Source organism: Haladaptatus rarus (assembly GCF_054177585.1).
This window is the reverse complement of sequence record NZ_JBPEHG010000002.1, coordinates 187,359-206,434: the sequence shown is the minus strand read 5'-3', so window position 1 is coordinate 206,434 and position 19,076 is coordinate 187,359. Positions and strand designations below refer to the sequence as shown.

Genomic DNA, 19,076 nt, shown 5'->3' with positions numbered 1-19,076 from the left:
CAGATGGTTCACTGCAAGCGGACACGCGCAGACACGAAAGGAAAACTGTCACGGCTTCCGAGTAGAATCTCGATGAAAGAGAAGAAAAGAGGTGGTCGGTTGACTAGAGGAAGTCCTTCTCGACCAGTCGCTCGATGGCCTCCTCGATGCGGTCGATATCCGCCGCGTACGAGATTCGCGCGTAGCCCGGTGCGCCGAACGCGCTTCCCGGCACCGTGGCGACGTGGGCCTCTTCGAGCACGTCTTCACACCACTGCTGGTCGTCGTCAGCTACGGGTAGCATCAGATAGAACGCACCGTCGGGCGTTCGAACGTCCACGTCGTGCTGACTCAACAGGGCAACGAGGCGGTCTCGGCGCTCGTGGAACGCTTCCACCATCTCGCTGACTTCGTGCTCGGTGTTTTGGAGTGCTTCGACGCCAGCGCGCTGGACGAAGTTCGTCGCCGAGGAGACGGAGTGAGAGTGAAGTTTCGCCGCCTGTGAGACGAGTTCCTCGGGGGCGGCCAGATAGCCGAGCCGCCAACCGGTCATTGAGTAGGCCTTCGAGAAGCCGTTTATCGTGATCGTGCGCTCGAACATCCCGTCGAGCGTGGCAAGACTGGTGAACTCCATGCCGTAGGTGATCTGCTCGTATATCTCGTCGCTGATGACGGTCACGTCGTGTTCGACTGCGAGGTCGCGGACACCTTCGAGTGCGGTATCGGAGTAGACTGCGCCGGTCGGGTTCGACGGAGAGTTGACGATGATCAGTTCGGTATCGTCGGAGACGGCGTCACCGAGATCGGCGAGCGCCGGTTCGAGTTTGAAGTCGTGGGGCGCGAGATCGACGCGCGTCAGGTCACCGCCTGCGAGTTTCACCATCGCCTCGTAGGAGACCCACGCCGGGTCGAGGAGGACGACTTCGTCGTCTTCATCGACGACCGTCTGTACCGTCTCGTAGAGCGCCTGCTTCGCGCCGGGCGTAACGATGACATTGTCCGCGCCGTAGTCCAGACCGTCCCCCTGGAGTTTCTCGGCGATGGCTTCACGGAGTTCCGGGACGCCTTTCGACGGCGGATAACCCGTGTGACCGGCTTCCATCGCCTGTTCACACGCATCGACGACGGTATCGGGTGTGGCGAAGTCGGGTTCGCCAACGCTCAGATCGATGACGTCCACGCCGTCGGCTTCGAGTTGCGAGGCGAGACTGCTGATGGCGAGCGTCGCACTCGGTTCGACGCGCTGGATTCGGTCGGAGAAGTTCATCGGAGTTCCTCCACGAGGTCGATCGCACCCTCGACGGTTCGTGCGCCAGCGTCGGTGCGTTCGTGGGCCTCTGCCGCCGACATCCCTGGGCCGATGATCCCGAGCGTGACGGGTTTATCACGGTCGAGACTCACGTCGGTCAGTTTCTGGGTCGCAGCGGTAGCGATAACCTGGTCGTGGTCGGTGTCACCGGTGATGATCGCTCCGAGCACCGCGACGGCGTCGATGTCGTCCTGTCGGGCGAGTCTGTCGGCGGCGAGTGGCGTGTCGTACGCTCCTGGGACGTGGATCGTCTCCGCGATCTCGACATCTCGTTCTTCGACTGCTTCGTGTGCTGACGCCTCCATCTGTTCCGTTACTGGCGCGTTGAACTCCGCAACGACGAGTCCGAGCCTTACCATGTGTGGCGGGAAGCCACCCCGATTAAAAGAACTACCGCTCTCCGCAACGCTTGTATCCCCTCTCCGTCTTGAGAGAAAACAATGAAATCAGGCGACCGCCCATCGACCGGATGGGTGACGAGAAATCGATGTCTCGCTGGCGTTCTCGCGGTTACGGCACTGGCGCTGGCGCTCCGTCTTTTTCGTCTCGGTAATCGGTTCGCCCACTGGGACGAGGCTCGCGTCGGGTATTGGATCCTCCGCTACCAGGAGACTGGTATCTGGGAGTACCACGCGATCATCCACGGACCGTTCTTCCCGCAAGTGAACAGCATCCTCTTCCAGTTGTTCGGCGCGAGCGATTTCGTAGCTCGGCTGCCGGTCGCGGTCGTCACCGGCCTGCTCCCGATGGCCGCGTGGCTCTACCGCGACCATCTCCGTGATTCGGAGATGATAGCGTTGGGATTGTTCTTCGCCGCGAATCCCATCTTGCTCTACTATTCGCGGGTCATGCGAAACGACGCGTTGCTCGCGGCGTTCATGCTGTTCGCGCTCGGCTTCTTCCTTCGTATGCACGCGACAGGAAAAGTAGGCTATCTCTACGCCGGAACCGCCGCCCTCGCACTCGGGTTCACGACCAAGGAGAACGTCCTGCTCTACGTTCTCTCGTGGCTCGGTGCGGCGGTGCTGTTGCTCGACCACCGCCTGTTCCTCGCACGTAACGAGGACAGAGGATGGACGGGGTTGCTCGCCGAGCAGGCGATCCAGTCGGGGCGGTGGCTGTCGCGGTTCGCACCGCACCTCGGGCTCGCGCTCGTCGAGTTCTTCGCTATCATCGTCTACTTCTACGCACCGCGGGCACGTGGGGTCGAAGGAGCAGGTCTCTGGAAAGCGTTCGGAAACCCGACGATGTTCGGTGCGGTAGTGATGGAAGCGACGGTCGGTTCGTGGAACGAGTTCGCCGGGCAGTGGGCGAAGAGTCAGGGCCACTCGTATCTCCCGTACTTCGAGCACTTCGTGGGCGTTCTCCAGCAGGGTGCCCTACCACTGCTCGTCCTCGCGGTCGTCGGGTTCGTTGCGGCACGGTACGTGGACGACCGACCGCGCGACCTCGTCTCCTTCGCCTTCTACTGGGGTGCGGTCAGCATCCTCGGCTACCCGCTCGTGACCGACATCAAAGCGCCGTGGGCGACGGTTCACGCGGTCGCACCGCTCGCCATCCCGGCTGCGGTGGGTGCCGGACTCCTCTACCGCTGGGGCCGAGAAGCGTACGAGGACGACGACACGTCGGGAACCGCCGTCGCCGTCTTCATCGCCTTCCTCGTCGTCGCGCAGGTCGCGTTTCCGGCGGTTTCGGTCGTCTATCTCCATCCACAGGATTCGGATGTCACCACACTGTTCGGTGAAGAGCAGGACAACGAGATCGTCCAGTGGGGCCAACCAGCCGACGGGATCAAACCGACGCTGATGAAGGTGCAGGAGGTGTCGCGGGCAAACGAGGACGGAACGGACGTACTCTACTACGGATTCATCAACGAGCAGAGCGATTACATCTTCTTCGTCCCGAACGAAGGCGACAACGACCGCTGGCCCGCCGCGAGTGGGTGGTACAACCGCCTTCCGCTGCCGTGGTACACCGAGATGGCCGACGCGAACGTCGATAGCACGCTGAAAAGTGAAACGGTCGGCGAACGACAACCGCCGGTCGTCATCACCCGAACCAAGAAGAAATCCGAGGTCGAGCCACATCTCGACGAGTACGTCGTCTACGACCACGAACTCACGCTCTGGGGGAGCGAGACGACGATCTACATCAAGAAGAGCGCACTCCAGAAGGCCGATTCAGCTGCATAAACGTGCATATTCTTCGCTGAAGTTGGCAAATCTTATGCACCCACAGCGATAACCGCTGGCTACATGGTTACGGCTTCACCGCCTACGCTCGGTGTCGTCGGTGGCGGACAACTCGGTCGGATGCTCGCCGAGGCGGCCGCTCCGCTCGGCGTCGAACTGGTCGTCGTCGACCCGACGTCGGATTGCCCGGCATCGCCGGTCGTCCGCGATCAGATAGTCGGCGACTTCGACGACCCGGAGGCGATCCGAGAGCTCGCATCCCGAGTGGATGCACTGACGTTCGAGATCGAACTCGCCGACCCCGACCTGCTCGAATCGGTCGGCGAGGAGCACGACGTGCCGGTTCACCCCGACCCCGACACGCTCCGGATGATACAGGACAAACTCGTCCAGAAGCGAACGCTACGAGAGAAAGGCATCCCGGTGCCCGATTTCCGCGCCGTCGACGATCGCGACGACCTGCTCGAAGCCGGTGAGGAGTTCGGCTATCCGATGATGGTGAAAGCTCGTCGCGGCGGCTACGATGGCAGGGGGAACCTCCCCGTCGAATCGCCTGTCGACGTCGACGACGTGCTCGCCGAGATGTCCGGCGACCTGATGGTCGAGGAGTTCGTCCCGTTCGAGCGCGAACTCTCGGTCATCGCGGTCAAGGGAGCCGACGAGGTTGCGACGTTCCCGGTCGGCGAAAACGTCCACGAAGATGAGATCCTCCGCGAGACGATCGTTCCTGCACGCGCACCCAAGCGAGTGCACGAACGTGCGGAGACGGTCGCGCGGGACGTCGTCTCGGTGCTGTCCGGGCGCGGTGTGTACGGCGTCGAGTTATTCGAGCACGAGGATGGGACGATCTCCGTCAACGAGATCGCGCCGCGGCCCCACAACTCGGGACACTACACCATCGAAGGCGCACTCACCTCGCAGTTCGAACAGCACGTTCGGGGCGTCCTCGGCTATCCGCTCGGTGCGACCGACCTCCGAAGTTCCGTCGTGATGTCGAACGTTCTCGGCGACGTTTCGGAGGCCCAACCAGCCGACTGTTCCGGACTCGAAGCCGTTCTCGCCACCCACGGCGCGTCGTTCCACTGGTACGGCAAGCGCGAGGTGCGCCCTCTTCGGAAGATGGGTCACGTCACACTCGTTGGTGATTGCCCCGCCAGTGGCTCGACTGCCGACGAATCGTCCACCGGAGACACAACCACCGATGAATCGTCCACCAGCGACCTGCTGGCCGAAGCGCGTTCGCTCACAGACACACTCACGTTCCAATGACCACAGACGAAGTAACGACGCTCATCGAACAGTTCGAAGCCGAAGCAGAACGCGATCGAACGCCGGAGGAGACCCCCGACGTGGGCATCGTCATGGGAAGTGACTCCGACCTCGACGTGATGTCGGGGGCCCACGACGCGCTCACCGAACTCGGTTTCGAGGAAGTGACCGACTACGACGACCCGCCGGAGGGACGGTTCACCTTCGAGACCTACGTCGTCTCGGCCCACAGGACGCCCGAACTGATGTACGCCTACGCGAAGACGGCGGAAGCGCGGGGACTCGACGTCATCATCGCCGGGGCGGGCGGGAAGTCAGCCGACCTCCCGAACATGACTGCCTCGCTCGCGTATCCACTCCCCATCATCGGCGTGCCGGTGCAGGAGAAGTCCGTCTCGTCGGTCATCGGAATGCCGACCGGAGCACCCATCGTCGCCGTCGATGCTGGCAAGTCCTTCAACGCCGCACTCTCCGCAGTACAGATACTTGCGCGCGAACACGACGAACTTCGGAAACGACTGGTCACGTATCACGAAGCACTTCAGGAAAGTGTCGGCGAAGTGTCGCGCCGTCTGCACGAGGATGGAACACCGGCATTCAGAGACCGAACGTAAGCTATCACTCTTCTGCCTACTCTGTTCCGGTGGTCGTTCGATCATCACAGGAAACGTGATGTTACGGAAAAGAAAGCGTCAGTTGCCACGAGACGCCTGGAGAAGGGTCTCTCCGGGCTAAATCGCAAGAATCAACGCTTATAGGGGTGCGCTCACAAAAGACCGCCTGCTAGGAGAATACCGGTATGAATCCATGGGTAGCTATTGGCGCGTTGGCGCTGGTGGGGCTTGTCATCCCGTTGAGTATGATGATGGTTTCAAGCCTTCTCAGACCAACCGTGCCAGAACAAGGCAAATCCGCCACCTACGAGAGCGGTGAAATTCCAACCGGGACGACGCGCATTCGCTTCAACATCCAGTACTACATGGTTGCGCTGCTGTTCGTCGTCTTCGACATCGAGACGGTTCTCATCTTCCCCTGGACCGTCATCTATCGAAACGCCATCGAAAGTGGCGTCAGTCTGGTGACGATACTCGTCCCAATGTTGGTTTTCATCGGTGTACTCGTCGTCGGCCTCGCGTGGGCTTGGCGTAACGGTGCGGTGCGGTGGGTTCGCAGCCCCCGCGGAACGCAACGGAGTGTTGAACAATGAGCAACGAACCACGGGAATTTATTCAAGGTAGTACAGCCCCGCAGACGAAGACCCGTGAGGCTCGAATGGAGGGCGTCGACAGTCGCTTCAACTCGAAACTGCGGGAAGCGTTCGGCGCATCGCCGTTCATCCTCACGAAATTCGACAAGTTCATGAACTGGGTGCGGGGGTCGTCGATGTTCATGCTGCAGTTCGGTATCGCCTGCTGTAGCATCGAGATGATGCACACCTACGCGGTCAAACACGACTTAGACCGCTTCGGTTCCGGTGTGCCACGCGCCTCGCCGCGACAGGCCGACGTGATGATCGTCCCCGGGACGATCGTCTCGAAGTTCGCGCCGCGCATGAAGCGCGTCTACGACCAGATGCCCGAACCCAAGTTCGTCGTGAACATGGGATCGTGTGCCATCAGTGGCGGCCCGTTCCAGGAAGGATACAACGTCATCAAGGGTGCAGAAGAGGTCATCCCGGTGGACATCCACGTCCCCGGTTGCCCGCCGCGCCCCGAGGCACTCGTCTACGGCGTCGTGAAACTGCAAGAGCGCATCGCCAACGGCGAGAGCAGTCCGGTGACGGTCAAACCGTACGAACTGGAACAGTTCGGTGACTTGGAACGCGACGAACTGGTCGAGACGCTCGCAGATCAGATCGACGAGGATTCGCTCGTCATGCGTTACAACTGGGCTGATTCACCATGAGTTCGCAAGAAGAGCTACCGACCAGCGTCGAGCAGCGAGATGGCGACGAACTCGCCGACCTGCTCGGCGACCACCTCATCGGTCGGGAAGAACACCTGAACGCACCGGGATTCGTCATCCGTCCGGACGAAGTAGAGGACGCGCTGACGATCCTGCGCGACGAGGCCGGATTCGACCACCTCTCGATGCTCACGGCACAGGACTACGAAGACCGCTACGAGAGCATCTACCATCTGAAGAAGTACGACGACCCGACACAGGAAGCGAGCGTCGTCGTGCCGACTCCCCGAGACGCGCCAAAGAGTCAGTCGGCGGAACCAGTCTACCGCACTGCAGATTGGCACGAACGCGAGGCCTACGACCTCGTTGGCATCGACTACGAAGGTCACCCCGACCTTCGACGTATCCTGCTCCCCGAGACGTGGCAGGGTCATCCGCTGTCGCTGAACTACGACCAGGATCGACCACAGATCGTCTCGTTCAACGAGCACAAGAACCCGATCGAGGAAAGTCACCCCGGCGACGATGCGGATACGATGTTCCTCAACATCGGGCCACACCACCCCGCAACGCACGGGGTGCTTCACCTCAAGACGGTACTCGACGGTGAACAGGTGGCCGACGTCGACCCGGACATCGGCTACCTCCACCGCTGTGAGGAGCAGATGGCTCAGAACGGCACCTACCGCCACCAGATCATGCCGTACCCCGACCGCTGGGACTACGCGTCGGCGGGCCTGCTCAACGAATGGGCCTACGCGCGCGTGGCCGAAGACTTGAACGACCTCGACGTTCCGGAGTACGCACAGATCATCCGGACGATGGGCGCAGAGCTGTGTCGCATCGCGTCGCACATGCTGGCGCTCGGGACGTTCTGTCTCGACATCTACGGCGACTTCACGGCCATCTTCATGTACGCGATGCGCGACCGGGAGATCGTCCAGAACATCCTGGAGGATCTGACCGGTCAGCGGATGATGTTCAACTACTTTCGGCTCGGCGGTGTCGTCTGGGACATCCCCGAACCGCGCGAGGAGTTCTTCGAGAAGGTTCGAGACTTCCTCGACGGCCTGCCGGAGGTGCTCGACGAGTACCACGACCTCATCACAGGCAACGAGATCTTCCAGATCCGCACCATCGACACGGGTGTCCTCGAACCCGACGTCGCCAAGCAGTACGGTGTGACCGGCCCGGTCGCACGCGCTTCAGGCATCGACTACGACCTGCGCCGTGACGACCCCTACGGTTACTACGACCAGCTCGACTGGGACGTCGTCACCGAAGACGGCTGTGACAACTACGCGCGACTGCTCGTTCGGATGCGCGAAGTCGAGGAGTCGGCGAAGATCATCGACCAGTGTGTCGACCTGCTCGAAGACTGGCCGGAAGACGAGCGCGAGATCCAGTCGAACGTTCCCCGGACGCTCAAGCCGGACGCGGACACCGAAACCTACCGCGCCGTCGAAGGTGCGAAAGGTGAACTCGGCATCTACATCCGCTCGGACGGAACGGACAAGCCGGGTCGGTTCAAGATCCGCAGTCCGTGTTTCTGTAATCTCTCCGCGCTGCAAGAGATGTCCGAAGGGGAGTACATCCCCGACCTCGTCGCTACGCTCGGTAGTCTCGACGTGATCCTCGGGGAGGTGGACCGATGAATTTCGTCCCATTACAGGGTAAAAGCCCGGTTCTCCTTCCAGAAGAGATCGCTCGTGCGCTGTTCGGCAACTCGCCTGCCGCGTGGCAGGAACTGCTGTCGGCGTTCCTCGCCGCAGCCATCGTCGGCACCATCATGCTGACGATGACGGCGTTCGCCGGTCCGTGGGCGAAGCGGAAGATCACGGCGGCGTTCACCGACCGTATCGCGGTCAACCGAGTCGGCCCGTTCGGCCTGCTCATCATCATCGCCGACGCAGTGCGGCTGCTGTCGAAAGAGCTCATCATCCCCGAAGGCGCAGACCGACCTGCCTACGACCTAGCCCCGATCATCATGGCGGGGTCGGCACTGCTCGGGTTCGCAGTCATCCCGATGGGATCGCTGTTCGGTATCAACCTGCAGCTTTCTGACCCCGAGACGGGACTCGCCTACGTGTTCGCCGTCGCGTCCATCGCGACGCTCGGAGTGACGATGGGTGGCTACGCATCGAGCAACAAGTACTCGCTTCTCGGTGCGCTCCGCGCGGTGGCACAGAACATCGCCTACGAGATTCCGCTCGTCGTGACGGCGGCGTCCGTCGTCATCTTCGCGGGCACGCTCCAGACGAGCCAGATAGTTGCAGCACAGCAGGAGACGCTGCTCTCCATCGCCGGATTCAGCATCCCTGCGTGGTACGCGTTCGTCAACCCGTTCGCGTTCGTGCTGTTCATGGCAGCGAACCTCGCAGAAGTCGGACGGAACCCGTTCGACATTCCGGAAGCGCCGACGGAGATCGTCGCAGGGTATCAGACCGAGTACTCCAGCGTGTACTTCGTGCTGTTCTACCTCGGTGAGTTCCTGCACATCTTCCTCGGTGGTGCGATCATCGCCACGGTCTTCCTCGGTGGCCCGGACGGCCCGGCGTCGGGTTCGTTCGGCTTCATCTGGTTCACCGTCAAGATCTGGGCCGTGTTCCTGTTCACGCAGTGGGCACGGTCGGCGATTCCGCGCGTTCGGATCGACCAACTCATCGAGATCGGCTGGAAGGGCATGCTCGTGCTCTCGTTCGCGAACCTGGTTCTCACGGCCGTTATCGTGGGGGTGATGCTATGATCGGATTACTCAAATCGATGGCAACGACGATGAAACACGCACTGGACGGCTCGACGTTCACGGTCGAGTACCCGGACGTAGCACCCGAAGTGAGTCCACGCTTCCGTGGCATCCACAAGTTCAGCCAGGAGCGCTGTATCTGGTGTCGGCAGTGCGAGAACGTCTGCCCGAACGACACGATCCAGATCGTGCAGGACGACCAGCGCAACGGCGAGCAGTACAACCTCCACGTCGGCCAGTGTATCTACTGCCGACTCTGCGAGGAAGTCTGCCCCGTCGACGCGATCTTGCTCACCCAGAACTTCGAGTTCACGGGTGACACGAAAGACGATCTGGTCTACAACAAAGAACAGTTGAAGAACGTCCCCTGGTACAAAGACATCGACCCACTCCAGTCCCGCGAACCAGACCGTGGTGCGTGGATCGGAGAGGGCGAGGGAGCAGTCGATTATCAGTAAACACGCCCGTCTCGAAATGTTAAAAGGGCGTTTCTGCAAACCAATAGGTGACTGAAATGGCATACGAGATGATCGCGTTCGGGCTGTTCGCCGCCATCACGGTAGCGAGTAGTCTGGGCGCTGTCCTGGTGCGGGACGTGTGGCATGCCGCGCTGTTGCTCGGCGTTTCGTTGCTGAGCTTCGCGGTCCACTACGTCATGCTGCAGGCGGAGTTCGTTGCGGCGATGCAGATCCTCGTCTACGTGGGCGGGGTTCTCATCCTCATAACGTTCGCCGTCATGCTCACACGTCAAGCAAGTACAGAGGAGGTGACCAACGCATGAGTTCGCGGCCACGGATGCGCGACCCGTCGACGATGCTTCCCGGTGTCGTCGCGGTGATGCTGTTCGGTGTCCTCGCTGTGGTGTTCCTCGGCGCGTCGTTCCAAGACGCGGCAGGCTTCCCGAACGGAGCCAACATCACGGCGAGCATCGGCTACGCGATGTTCAACATCTTCGGTGTGGGCGGCGATAGTATCGTCCAGAGCGAAGGGTTCCTCATCGCATTCGAGATCATCGATCTCGTCCTCGTCGCGGCGCTGGTGGGTGCGGTGATGCTCGCCCGCCGCGAAGGGGAGAATCTCACGTCCGCACTCCGCACGGATGGCGGACGTGAATCGGGAGGTGACGACGAGTAATGGCAGTATCAGTACAGTATTACCTGCTGCTGTCGGCTGCCGTGTTCTGCACGGGCTTGTTCGGCATCCTCACCCGAAAGAACGCACTGATGTTCCTCATCAGCGTCGAGCTGATGCTCAACGCTGCGAACATCAACCTCGTCGCGTTCTCCCACTTCCATGGCAACCTGACCGGCCAGACGTTCAGCCTTTTCACGCTGGCGCTGGCCGCAGCCGAGGTCGCAGTGGGTATCGGTATCATCCTCGTGCTGTATCGCAACTTCAAGGACGTGGACGTAACCCAAGCGACGACTATGAGGTGGTAAAATGGCGGCAACAGCATTCGAACTGGCACCGTTGATCGCACTCCTGCCGTTCGTATCGTTCCTGATCGCACTGTTCGGCGGCGAGTTCGCCCGGAAGATGCTTCCGAAGGGCGGCGCACTGCCGGGCATCGTCGCCACGGGTGGTTCGCTCGTCCTCTCGCTGTGGGTGTTCCTCACGGTGTCGGGCGGCAATTTCTACCACGAGAACCTCGTGTGGGTGAGTGGACTGGAAACGTTCGACCTGCACTTCGGCATCTTCCTCGACCCACTGTCGGCGATGATGCTCGTCATCGTCTCGCTGGTCGCGTTCCTCGTCCACATCTTCAGCCTGGGCTACATGAACGACGAGGGCGAGACGGGCCTGCCGCGTTACTACGCCGGTCTCGGCCTGTTCACCTTCAGCATGCTCGCGTTCGTTTTCTCGGACAACCTGCTGATGGCGTTCATGTTCTTCGAACTCGTCGGGCTGTGTTCGTACCTTCTCATCGGGTTCTGGTTCCGCAACCCCGGCCCACCGAGCGCCGCGAAGAAGGCGTTCCTCGTCACCCGCTTCGGGGACTACTTCTTCCTCATCGGCGTGGTGGCGGTGTTCGCCACCTTCGGAACTGCACAGTTCGCGGGCGACCACTCGTTCGTCCACATGGCCGAACAGGCGCTCGGCGAAGGCGGCGCTGATGACGTGACGACGTTCTTCGGTCTCGGGCCGCAGGCGTGGTTCTCCGTTATCGGTCTGCTGGTGCTCGGCGGTGTCGTCGGCAAATCCGCGCAGTTCCCACTGCACACGTGGCTGCCGGACGCGATGGAAGGCCCGACGCCCGTCTCTGCACTCATCCACGCGGCGACGATGGTCGCAGCAGGTGTGTACCTCGTCGCACGGATGTACGGGTTCTACGCCATGCTACCGACGGTGCTCGCCATCATCGCGTTCATCGGCGGTTTCACCGCACTGGTCGCGGCGACGATGGGCGTCGTCAAGCGCGAGATCAAACAGGTGCTCGCGTACTCCACCATCTCCCAGTACGGCTACATGATGCTCGGACTGGGTGCCGGTGGCTACGTCGCGGCGACCTTCCACCTGATGACCCACGCCTTCTTCAAGGCGCTCCTGTTCCTCGGAGCAGGGTCGGTCATCATCGCCATGCACCACAACGAGAACATGTGGGAGATGGGTGGTCTCAAGGAGAAGATGCCGGTCACCTACTGGACGTTCCTCTCCGGATCGCTCGCACTCGCGGGGATCATCCCGTTCGCCGGGTTCTGGTCGAAAGACGAGGTGCTCTACGAAGCACTCGTCCACGGGATGTCGAACCCCATCCTGCTCGCGGCGTACGCGATGGGACTGCTCGCGGTGTTCTTCACCGGATTCTACACCTTCCGGATGGTCTTCCTGACCTTCCACGGCGAACCCCGTACCGACACGGCGCGGAACCCGCACGGCGTCCGCTGGAACGTCAAGTTCCCGCTCGTCGTGCTCGGTATCCTCGCTGCCGTCGCCGGTCTCGTCAACATGGTGCCGGTGGCAGAGCTTCTCCACATGGAGAACATCGAGTTCCTCCACCGGTGGCTCAACGGCCCGGTCGAGGCGACCGGCGCTCACCACTACGAGGAACTCGTCAAGGAGTTCGCCTACGGTGAACCAGGACACATCTCGCCGCTGATCCCCGGTGCGGTGTCGCTTGTGCTCGCACTCGCGGGTGCGGGACTCGCGTGGACGCTCTACAACGTCCCCGACCCCGTCGAGCACACCGACAAACTGGGCAGCGCGAAGACGCTCCTGTTCAACAACTACTACCAGGACGAGTATCAGGTCTGGCTCGCAACCGGCGTCACGCTCCCGCTCGCACGCGCGGCGGACAAGTTCGACCAAGGCGTCATCGACGGCGTGGTCAACGGCATCTCCAGCGTGAGCCTGTTCGGCGGTAGCCGCATGAAGCGGATCCAGAGCGGCATCGTGACGAACTACGCGCTCATGCTGGCGCTCGGCTTCGTCGTCCTACTCCTCGTCATCGGCTTCACGGGAGGTTGGTTCTAGATGATGATCGAAGCACTCATCGCGATTTCACTGCTCAGCGCGTTCGCAGTGTTCCTCGCGCCCGACAAGGTCGCAGGAAAGCTGGCGTTCGTGTTGAGTCTGCTCCCGCTCGGCGGGAGCCTCTGGATGTACAGTGCCTTCGACGGCAGTGGGAACGCCCTGTTAGGTGGTTCTCTCGCCTTCGAAGAGACGTTCAAATGGGTCGCACTCGGCCCGTACACCTTGAACTGGCACGTCGGTCTGGACGGCATCAGCATGCCGCTTCTGGTGTTGACGACGGTGCTCACGCCGCTCGCCATCTTGGCGGCGTGGACGCCGGTCGACACGCGCCAGAGCCAGTTCTACGGCCTGATGTTGTTCATGGAGACGAGCCTCCTCGGCGTCTTCTCGGCGCTGGACTTCTTCGTCTGGTTCGTCTTCTGGGAGATGGTGCTGGTGCCGATGTACTTCCTCATCGGCGTCTGGGGCGGCCCGCGCCGCAAGTACGCGGCGATCAAGTTCTTCGTGTACACGAACGTCGCCTCGCTGGTGATGTTCATCGGCTTCATCGCGCTCGTCTTCGGACTGGGCGACTCGGTGACCACGTGGGACTTACCCGCCATCACGCAGGCGTTGAACGACGGCCAACTCAGCGGACTCGGCACGATCGACGCGAACACCCTCAAGGTCGTCGCGTTCTTCGCCATGTTCGCTGGATTCGGCGTGAAGGTACCCATCGTCCCGTTCCACACGTGGCTGCCGGACGCTCACGTCGAGGCACCGACGCCGGTGTCGATCATGCTGGCAGGGGTCCTGCTGAAGATGGGGACGTACGCACTCCTGCGCTTCAACTTCACCATGCTTCCCGGCGTGGCGAAGGACTTCGCGCTGCTCATCGCCATCGTGGCGGTCGTGAGCGTCATCTACGGTGCGATGCTCGCACTGGCGCAGACCGACCTCAAGCGGATCGTCGCGTACTCCTCTGTGTCGTCGATGGGGTACGTCATCCTCGGACTCGTTGCGTTCACGATGTACGGCGTCGGTGGCGCGACGTTCCAGATGGTCGCACATGGTCTCATCTCGGGTCTGATGTTCATGGCGGTCGGCGTCATCTACAACACGACCCACACCCGGATGGTCTCGGACATGTCCGGGCTGGCGGACAAGATGCCCATCACGGTCGCGGTGTTCGTGGCGGGCGCGTTCGGCTACATGGGACTGCCCCTGATGGCCGGATTCGCGGCGGAGTTCTTCATCTTCGTCGGCGCGTTCCAGTCCACCGTGCTCGCTGGCACCGCGCTGGGAACCCACGGTCTCGCGCTGTTCACGGCGGCGGCGATGTTCGGTATCGTCATCGTCGCGGGCTACCTGCTCTTCGCCATGCAGCGCACCCTCTTCGGCCCGTTCGACATCGAAACGGACTACGAGGTCGGACGCGCCGCGTTCCACGACGTGGCACCCCTCGTGGTGCTCATCCTGCTCGTCATCCTGCTCGGTGTCCAACCGGACATCTTCTACGGGATGATCCAGGACGCCGTGGGTGAGATGGAACTTATCAGCGGAGGTGGTCACTGATGGCACAAGCGTTCACGTGGCCGACGTGGGCCGCGATGGCTCCCGCCATCGTCCTCGGACTGACGGCACTCTTGCTGTTGGTCGTGGACAGCATCGACCCCGACACGAGCAACCGCCCGCTTCTCGCGGGTATCTCGACACTCGGCGCAGTCGTCGCTGGCGGTCTCGCGGTGTGGTTCATCGCCTCCGGAACGGGCGAGACACCCATCGACCTCTACGACGGTGCGCTGGTCGTCGACACGATGAGCCTGTTCTTCGCGCTCATCTTCGCCAGCGTCACCGCGCTGGTGTGCATCGCCAGCTACGACTATTTGAAAGGTCACGACTACCAGGCGGAGTACTACTCGCTGGTCGTCCTCGCGGCGACGGGCATGACGCTGATGGCGAGTTCGAACAGCCTCGCGACGGTGTTCGTCAGTCTCGAACTGGCGAGCCTCCCGTCCTACGCGCTGGTCGCCATCCTGAAGAAGAACCGCGGGAGCGTCGAGGCAGGACTCAAGTACTTCCTCATCGGTGCGCTCTCGTCGGCCATCTTCGCCTACGGTATCAGCCTCGTCTACGGCGTCACTGGTCACCTGCAGCTGGGCCAGATCGCGTCCAACCTCGGAACCGAAGGTCTCGCGGGCGTCCTCGGCATCGGCGTGCTGATGGTGCTCGGCGGCTTCGCGTTCAAGACGGCCTCGGTGCCGTTCCACTTCTGGGCACCCGAGGCGTACGAAGGCGCACCCGCACCCATCTCGGCGTTCCTCTCGTCGGCCTCGAAGGCCGCCGGGTTCGCCGTCGCATTCCGCGTGTTCGTCACCGCGTTCCCGATCAACGAAGTGGCGAGCACGGTGGACTGGGTGCTGGCGTTCCAGATACTCGCCGTCGTCACGATGACGCTCGGCAACTTCGCCGCAGCGACCCAGGACAAGGTCAAGCGCATGCTCGCGTACTCCTCGATCGGGCACGCTGGCTACGCGCTCATCGGCCTGGCCGCCCTCTCCGGCGGGAACGACAACTGGGTCATGGGCGGTGCGATGATGCACCTGCTCGTCTACGGCTTCATGAACACGGGCGCATTCCTGTTCATCGCTATGGGCGAACACTGGGGTCTCGGTCGGACGTTCGAGGACTACAACGGCCTCGCGACGAAAGCGCCGATGGCCTGTGTCGCCATGACGGTGTTCATGTTCAGCCTCGCTGGACTCCCGCCGTTCGCGGGCTTCTTCAGCAAGTACGTCCTGTTCGCGGGCGCGGTTGGCGCCGGATTCTGGTGGCTCGCCGCCGTCGGTGCCGTGAACAGCGCGCTGTCGCTGTTCTACTACAGCCGCGTCGTCAAGGCGATGTGGATCGAAGACCCGTCGGGCGAGTTCAACATCCGGAGCACGCCGACGGGCCTCTACGTCGCAGTGCTCGTCGCTGCCGTCGCAACGGTGCTCCTGCTCCCGGCGTTCGGCCCCGTGGCCGACACCGCGATCAACGCCGCCACGACGCTGTTCGCCTGAGAACGGACGTTTCGATCTCACACGGATTTTTTCGGTGTTCGATTCCCGCAGCCCGACTTGGACCTTCGAGTAGTGATTCCGCTGTGGGCCGAGGAATGGACAAGCGATTGGAACAGACCGAGGCAGTCACCTCGTCGCCCGTAATCACAGAGCAGCCTCCATCGCTATCGATAGCCGTGCTGGATGTTTCATTACATTTCAGTACAATCCAGTAGAGATCGGTACAAAGAACCGTCCACAGCCGATTTTTAGCTTCGACCCCACTCCATCCTCGACCCGTGTTCGGTGCTCGATTTCGTGAATGTCCAATCCGACGGGTATCATTCACCAATCTCCACGAAATTACGTTCGCTGGCGTCTTCCCAACAGGCTTTAGGTCTCTGGACAGCAAGCGGAGGTAGAATGGTATCGCGGCTCATGCTCGGCTGTGGCTCCGTCGGGCATGCACTCGTCGAGTCGGTGGCTGACCGCCCCGGAAATATCGTCGTCGTGGACGAGAACGAGAGCAGAGTCGAAACGCTCCGCACGGAGGGCATCTCGGCGACGCGGGGCGATCCCACCGATCCCGACACGATCGCGTCCCGCCCGTTCGTGGATATCGCGTTCGTTGCCGGGGACGACCCGGAACGAAACCTGCTGGCGGCACGGGCACTCCGCGAAGAGCATCCGAACGCCTACCTGGTCGCCTACACGGGTGAGTACCCCTCGGAGTCGGTACACGATGAGTTGGCCGCCGTCGCCGACCGACTGGTCGATCCCGGCGAGGCGGTCGTAGAGCACCTGCTGTCGATGGCCGACGACGACGCGGTGTTCCGAACCAACGAACTCCAGCGCGTGCTCCGCGGCATCGACGGGAAGCTCGGTATCTTCATGCACGACAACCCCGACCCGGACGCCATCGCCAGTGCGATCGCACTGGAGGAGCTCGCGGAGGCCGTCGGTACCGAAGCCGAGACCTGCTACTACGGGGCCATCTCCCATCAGGAGAATCGCGCGTTCGTCAACCTCCTCGAACTCGACCTGCGACATCTGGAAGACGAAGACGACCTCTCGGAGTTCGCGGGTATCGCGCTCGTCGATCACTCCAGTCCGGGCGTCAACGACCAACTACCGGAGGAGACGCCCGTGGACGTGGTCATCGACCACCATCCGCCGAGCCACCCCGTCGAAGCGGAGTTCATCGACCTCCGGATCGACGTCGGCGCGACGAGTTCCCTGCTCGCCGACCACCTCGAACACCTCGGTATCGAACTCGACGAACACGTCGCAACTGGGCTACTCTACGGCATTCGCGTAGATACGAAGAACTTCACCCGCGAGGTGTCCGAGATGGACTTCGAAGCGGCGGCATTCTTGCTCCCGCACGCCAACACGGGGACGTTGGAGCGCGTCGAGAGTCCATCTATCAGCCGCGATACGTTCGATATCATCGCCCGAGCGATACGAAATCGCGAGCTCGATGGCTCGGTGTTAGCGAGTTGTGTCGGGTCGCTCTCCAACCGTGATGCGCTGGCGCAGGCCGCAGACCGCCTGCTGAACATGGATGGGGTCAACGTCACGCTCGTCTTCGGGTTCATGGACGGCATCGTGTACGTGTCCGCGCGCGCTCGCGGCACGGACGTGGATCTCGGCGAGACGATGCGGGCCGCGTTCGGACAGATCGGCAGTGCAGGTGGCCACGCGGATATGGCCGGAGCGCAGATTCCACTCGGTCTGCTCGGCGAGGTCGAAGACGAAGAGGAAGCGTCACTCTCGACCATCGTCGGCGAGATCATCACCGATCGCTTCTTCGAGACCGTCCGTTCTCGTCCGGGTATCGACGAGTATGGCGGGAGCCGCGAACGGATCGCCTCGTTCGACATCAAGCTCGCCGAGAGCGACGAGTAACGGTCGGGAAGCTTTTTGTCTGCTAGCGCATGGATACTCTGCATGGACGAGGCCGAGGAGGAAAACGGTCGCCGCACGTCACCTAACGTTCGAACCCTCTCAGATGGTGGGACAGAGGGAATCAAAGCCAAGGTCGGAGATTACATGACTCGCGACGTGGCGACCGTCTCCCCGGATGCGAGTGTCGAGGAAGTCGCCCGCCGAATCGCAGAGAGTGACGGACACAACGGATTTCCGGTGTGCGACGGGCGGCGCGTCGAGGGGTTCGTGAGCGCGCGCGACCTCCTGCTCGCCACCGACAAGGAACCGATATTCAAGGTGATGACTCAGGAACTCATCGTCGCGCACCCCGACATGGACGTGAACGACGCGGCGCGAGTCATCCTTCGGTCTGGTATCCAGAAACTCCCGGTCGTCGACGACGCGGGCAATCTCGTCGGCATCATCAGTAACACGGACGTCATCCGCAGCCAGATCGAGCGCGTCACGCCCGAGAAGGTGGGCAAACTCATGCGAACCCTGGAGTCCATCCACGATACCGAGGTGTCACAGAAACGTCGCAAAGTCCCACTCGCCGACCTCGTGCCGACCCAGAGCAAAGTGTACGCCGACGAACTGGAAGGCCGGGTGTACGAGATGGAGCGTGGACTGGCCGAACCCCTCGTCGTCATCGAGAACGGACACACCCTCTTGCTGGCAGATGGACATCACAGAGCGAAAGCCGCCGACAGGCTCGACATCGAGAAGATGGACGCCTACGTCATCGTCACCGACCACCGGGTCGAACTCGGGATGGCAGAGACGGCCAGAAAGGAAGGTTTGGAAACCATCGACGACATCCAGGTGGTCGATTACGCACGGCATCCACTGGTCGAGACGACGAAACGATTGCAGTAGCCAGTCACGTTCATGGCGGTCGTCTTAGTCTACTGCCACGACGACCGTCTTATTCTACGCTCACGACGGTCATCTCCTCGTCGAGCGTCAGCGTCGGAGCGTCGTCGTCGGGATCGACGGTGACACGAACCCGGTATGGGTCTTCGGAAACGACCTCCGTCAGTGAGTCGTTTTGGACGAAATCGAACGAGAAGAAGGGAACGTCACGAACGTCGACGTCACGCTCGTGGAAGTACGATACGACCGCCGGATGGCGGATGACGGTGCCCGCAACCGGGAGGTGCATTTGCATCCAACACGACGCACAGTCGAATTCGGTGACCAGTTGTCCACCGTCGGTTCGGTGTGGTTTCAATTACTAGACTGAAAGCGGCTTCTGG

Annotated in this window: 19 protein-coding genes; 16 read left to right on the top strand and 3 right to left on the bottom strand. The window is 61.9% G+C overall.

Annotated features, from left to right (window positions below; all coding sequences use genetic code 11):
* Positions 1 to 103: 103 nt before the first annotated feature.
* On the bottom strand, positions 104 to 1,246 hold the full coding sequence (locus ACR3FE_RS06160; protein ID WP_458206206.1) for a pyridoxal phosphate-dependent aminotransferase: 1,143 nt from the start codon (positions 1,244 to 1,246) through the stop codon (positions 104 to 106).
* A complete protein-coding gene (ribH, locus tag ACR3FE_RS06155) occupies positions 1,243 to 1,647 on the bottom strand; it encodes a 6,7-dimethyl-8-ribityllumazine synthase (RefSeq protein ID WP_458206205.1) in 405 nt (134 codons plus the stop codon). The genes ACR3FE_RS06160 and ribH overlap by 4 nt, the downstream gene beginning before the upstream one ends.
* 81 nt (positions 1,648 to 1,728) lie before the next feature.
* Between ribH and ACR3FE_RS06150 the strand changes: the two genes are divergently transcribed.
* The 16 genes from ACR3FE_RS06150 (at position 1,729) to ACR3FE_RS06075 (ending at position 18,696) form a co-directional block, all read left to right on the top strand.
* Positions 1,729 to 3,480 carry a flippase activity-associated protein Agl23 gene (locus ACR3FE_RS06150; RefSeq protein ID WP_458206204.1) on the top strand — a complete coding sequence of 584 codons (1,752 nt, stop codon included), beginning with the start codon at positions 1,729 to 1,731 and terminating at the stop codon, positions 3,478 to 3,480.
* Between the two features lie 63 nt (positions 3,481 to 3,543).
* The gene (locus ACR3FE_RS06145; protein ID WP_458206203.1) at positions 3,544 to 4,749 is read left to right on the top strand and encodes a 5-(carboxyamino)imidazole ribonucleotide synthase; all 1,206 of its coding nucleotides are present in this window, start codon (positions 3,544 to 3,546) and stop codon (positions 4,747 to 4,749) included.
* Positions 4,746 to 5,363: a 5-(carboxyamino)imidazole ribonucleotide mutase gene (gene purE / locus ACR3FE_RS06140; protein WP_458206202.1), complete on the top strand. Its 618-nt coding sequence runs from the start codon at positions 4,746 to 4,748 to the stop codon at positions 5,361 to 5,363. The genes ACR3FE_RS06145 and purE overlap by 4 nt, the downstream gene beginning before the upstream one ends.
* Before the next feature lie 185 nt (positions 5,364 to 5,548).
* Positions 5,549 to 5,956: an NADH-quinone oxidoreductase subunit A gene (locus ACR3FE_RS06135; protein WP_458206201.1), complete on the top strand. Its 408-nt coding sequence runs from the start codon at positions 5,549 to 5,551 to the stop codon at positions 5,954 to 5,956.
* Positions 5,953 to 6,654, top strand: a complete 702-nt coding sequence (locus ACR3FE_RS06130; protein WP_458206200.1) for an NADH-quinone oxidoreductase subunit B — start codon at positions 5,953 to 5,955, stop codon at positions 6,652 to 6,654. Before ACR3FE_RS06135 ends, ACR3FE_RS06130 begins: the two co-directional genes overlap by 4 nt.
* On the top strand, positions 6,651 to 8,309 hold the full coding sequence (locus ACR3FE_RS06125) for an NADH-quinone oxidoreductase subunit D (protein WP_458206199.1): 1,659 nt from the start codon (positions 6,651 to 6,653) through the stop codon (positions 8,307 to 8,309). Before ACR3FE_RS06130 ends, ACR3FE_RS06125 begins: the two co-directional genes overlap by 4 nt.
* Positions 8,306 to 9,400 (top strand): complex I subunit 1/NuoH family protein, encoded by a 1,095-nt coding sequence (locus tag ACR3FE_RS06120; protein WP_458206198.1) that lies wholly within the window; start codon positions 8,306 to 8,308, stop codon positions 9,398 to 9,400. Before ACR3FE_RS06125 ends, ACR3FE_RS06120 begins: the two co-directional genes overlap by 4 nt.
* Positions 9,397 to 9,858, top strand: a complete 462-nt coding sequence (locus tag ACR3FE_RS06115) for a NuoI/complex I 23 kDa subunit family protein (RefSeq protein ID WP_458206197.1) — start codon at positions 9,397 to 9,399, stop codon at positions 9,856 to 9,858. The genes ACR3FE_RS06120 and ACR3FE_RS06115 overlap by 4 nt, the downstream gene beginning before the upstream one ends.
* A 56-nt stretch (positions 9,859 to 9,914) precedes the next feature.
* Positions 9,915 to 10,181 (top strand): NADH-quinone oxidoreductase subunit J, encoded by a 267-nt coding sequence (locus ACR3FE_RS06110; RefSeq protein ID WP_458206725.1) that lies wholly within the window; start codon positions 9,915 to 9,917, stop codon positions 10,179 to 10,181.
* A complete protein-coding gene (locus ACR3FE_RS06105; RefSeq protein ID WP_458206196.1) occupies positions 10,178 to 10,534 on the top strand; it encodes an NADH-quinone oxidoreductase subunit J family protein in 357 nt (118 codons plus the stop codon). The genes ACR3FE_RS06110 and ACR3FE_RS06105 overlap by 4 nt, the downstream gene beginning before the upstream one ends.
* Positions 10,534 to 10,839 carry an NADH-quinone oxidoreductase subunit NuoK gene (nuoK, locus tag ACR3FE_RS06100; protein WP_458206195.1) on the top strand — a complete coding sequence of 102 codons (306 nt, stop codon included), beginning with the start codon at positions 10,534 to 10,536 and terminating at the stop codon, positions 10,837 to 10,839. Before ACR3FE_RS06105 ends, nuoK begins: the two co-directional genes overlap by 1 nt.
* 1 nt (position 10,840) lies before the next feature.
* A complete protein-coding gene (gene nuoL, locus ACR3FE_RS06095) occupies positions 10,841 to 12,871 on the top strand; it encodes an NADH-quinone oxidoreductase subunit L (protein ID WP_458206194.1) in 2,031 nt (676 codons plus the stop codon).
* Entirely contained in the window at positions 12,872 to 14,425 is a 1,554-nt protein-coding gene (locus tag ACR3FE_RS06090; RefSeq protein ID WP_458206193.1) for a complex I subunit 4 family protein, read from the top strand.
* Positions 14,425 to 15,912: an NADH-quinone oxidoreductase subunit N gene (locus ACR3FE_RS06085; RefSeq protein WP_458206192.1), complete on the top strand. Its 1,488-nt coding sequence runs from the start codon at positions 14,425 to 14,427 to the stop codon at positions 15,910 to 15,912. Before ACR3FE_RS06090 ends, ACR3FE_RS06085 begins: the two co-directional genes overlap by 1 nt.
* 402 nt (positions 15,913 to 16,314) lie before the next feature.
* Positions 16,315 to 17,799 (top strand): DHH family phosphoesterase, encoded by a 1,485-nt coding sequence (locus ACR3FE_RS06080; RefSeq protein WP_458206191.1) that lies wholly within the window; start codon positions 16,315 to 16,317, stop codon positions 17,797 to 17,799.
* A 144-nt stretch (positions 17,800 to 17,943) separates the two neighbouring features.
* Positions 17,944 to 18,696, top strand: a complete 753-nt coding sequence (locus tag ACR3FE_RS06075; protein ID WP_458206724.1) for a CBS domain-containing ParB/RepB/Spo0J family partition protein — start codon at positions 17,944 to 17,946, stop codon at positions 18,694 to 18,696.
* A gap of 49 nt (positions 18,697 to 18,745) precedes the next feature.
* On the opposite strand, the gene ACR3FE_RS06070 is transcribed toward ACR3FE_RS06075, so the two are convergent.
* Positions 18,746 to 19,051 (bottom strand): DUF7351 domain-containing protein, encoded by a 306-nt coding sequence (locus ACR3FE_RS06070; protein ID WP_458206190.1) that lies wholly within the window; start codon positions 19,049 to 19,051, stop codon positions 18,746 to 18,748.
* Positions 19,052 to 19,076: the final 25 nt, after the last annotated feature.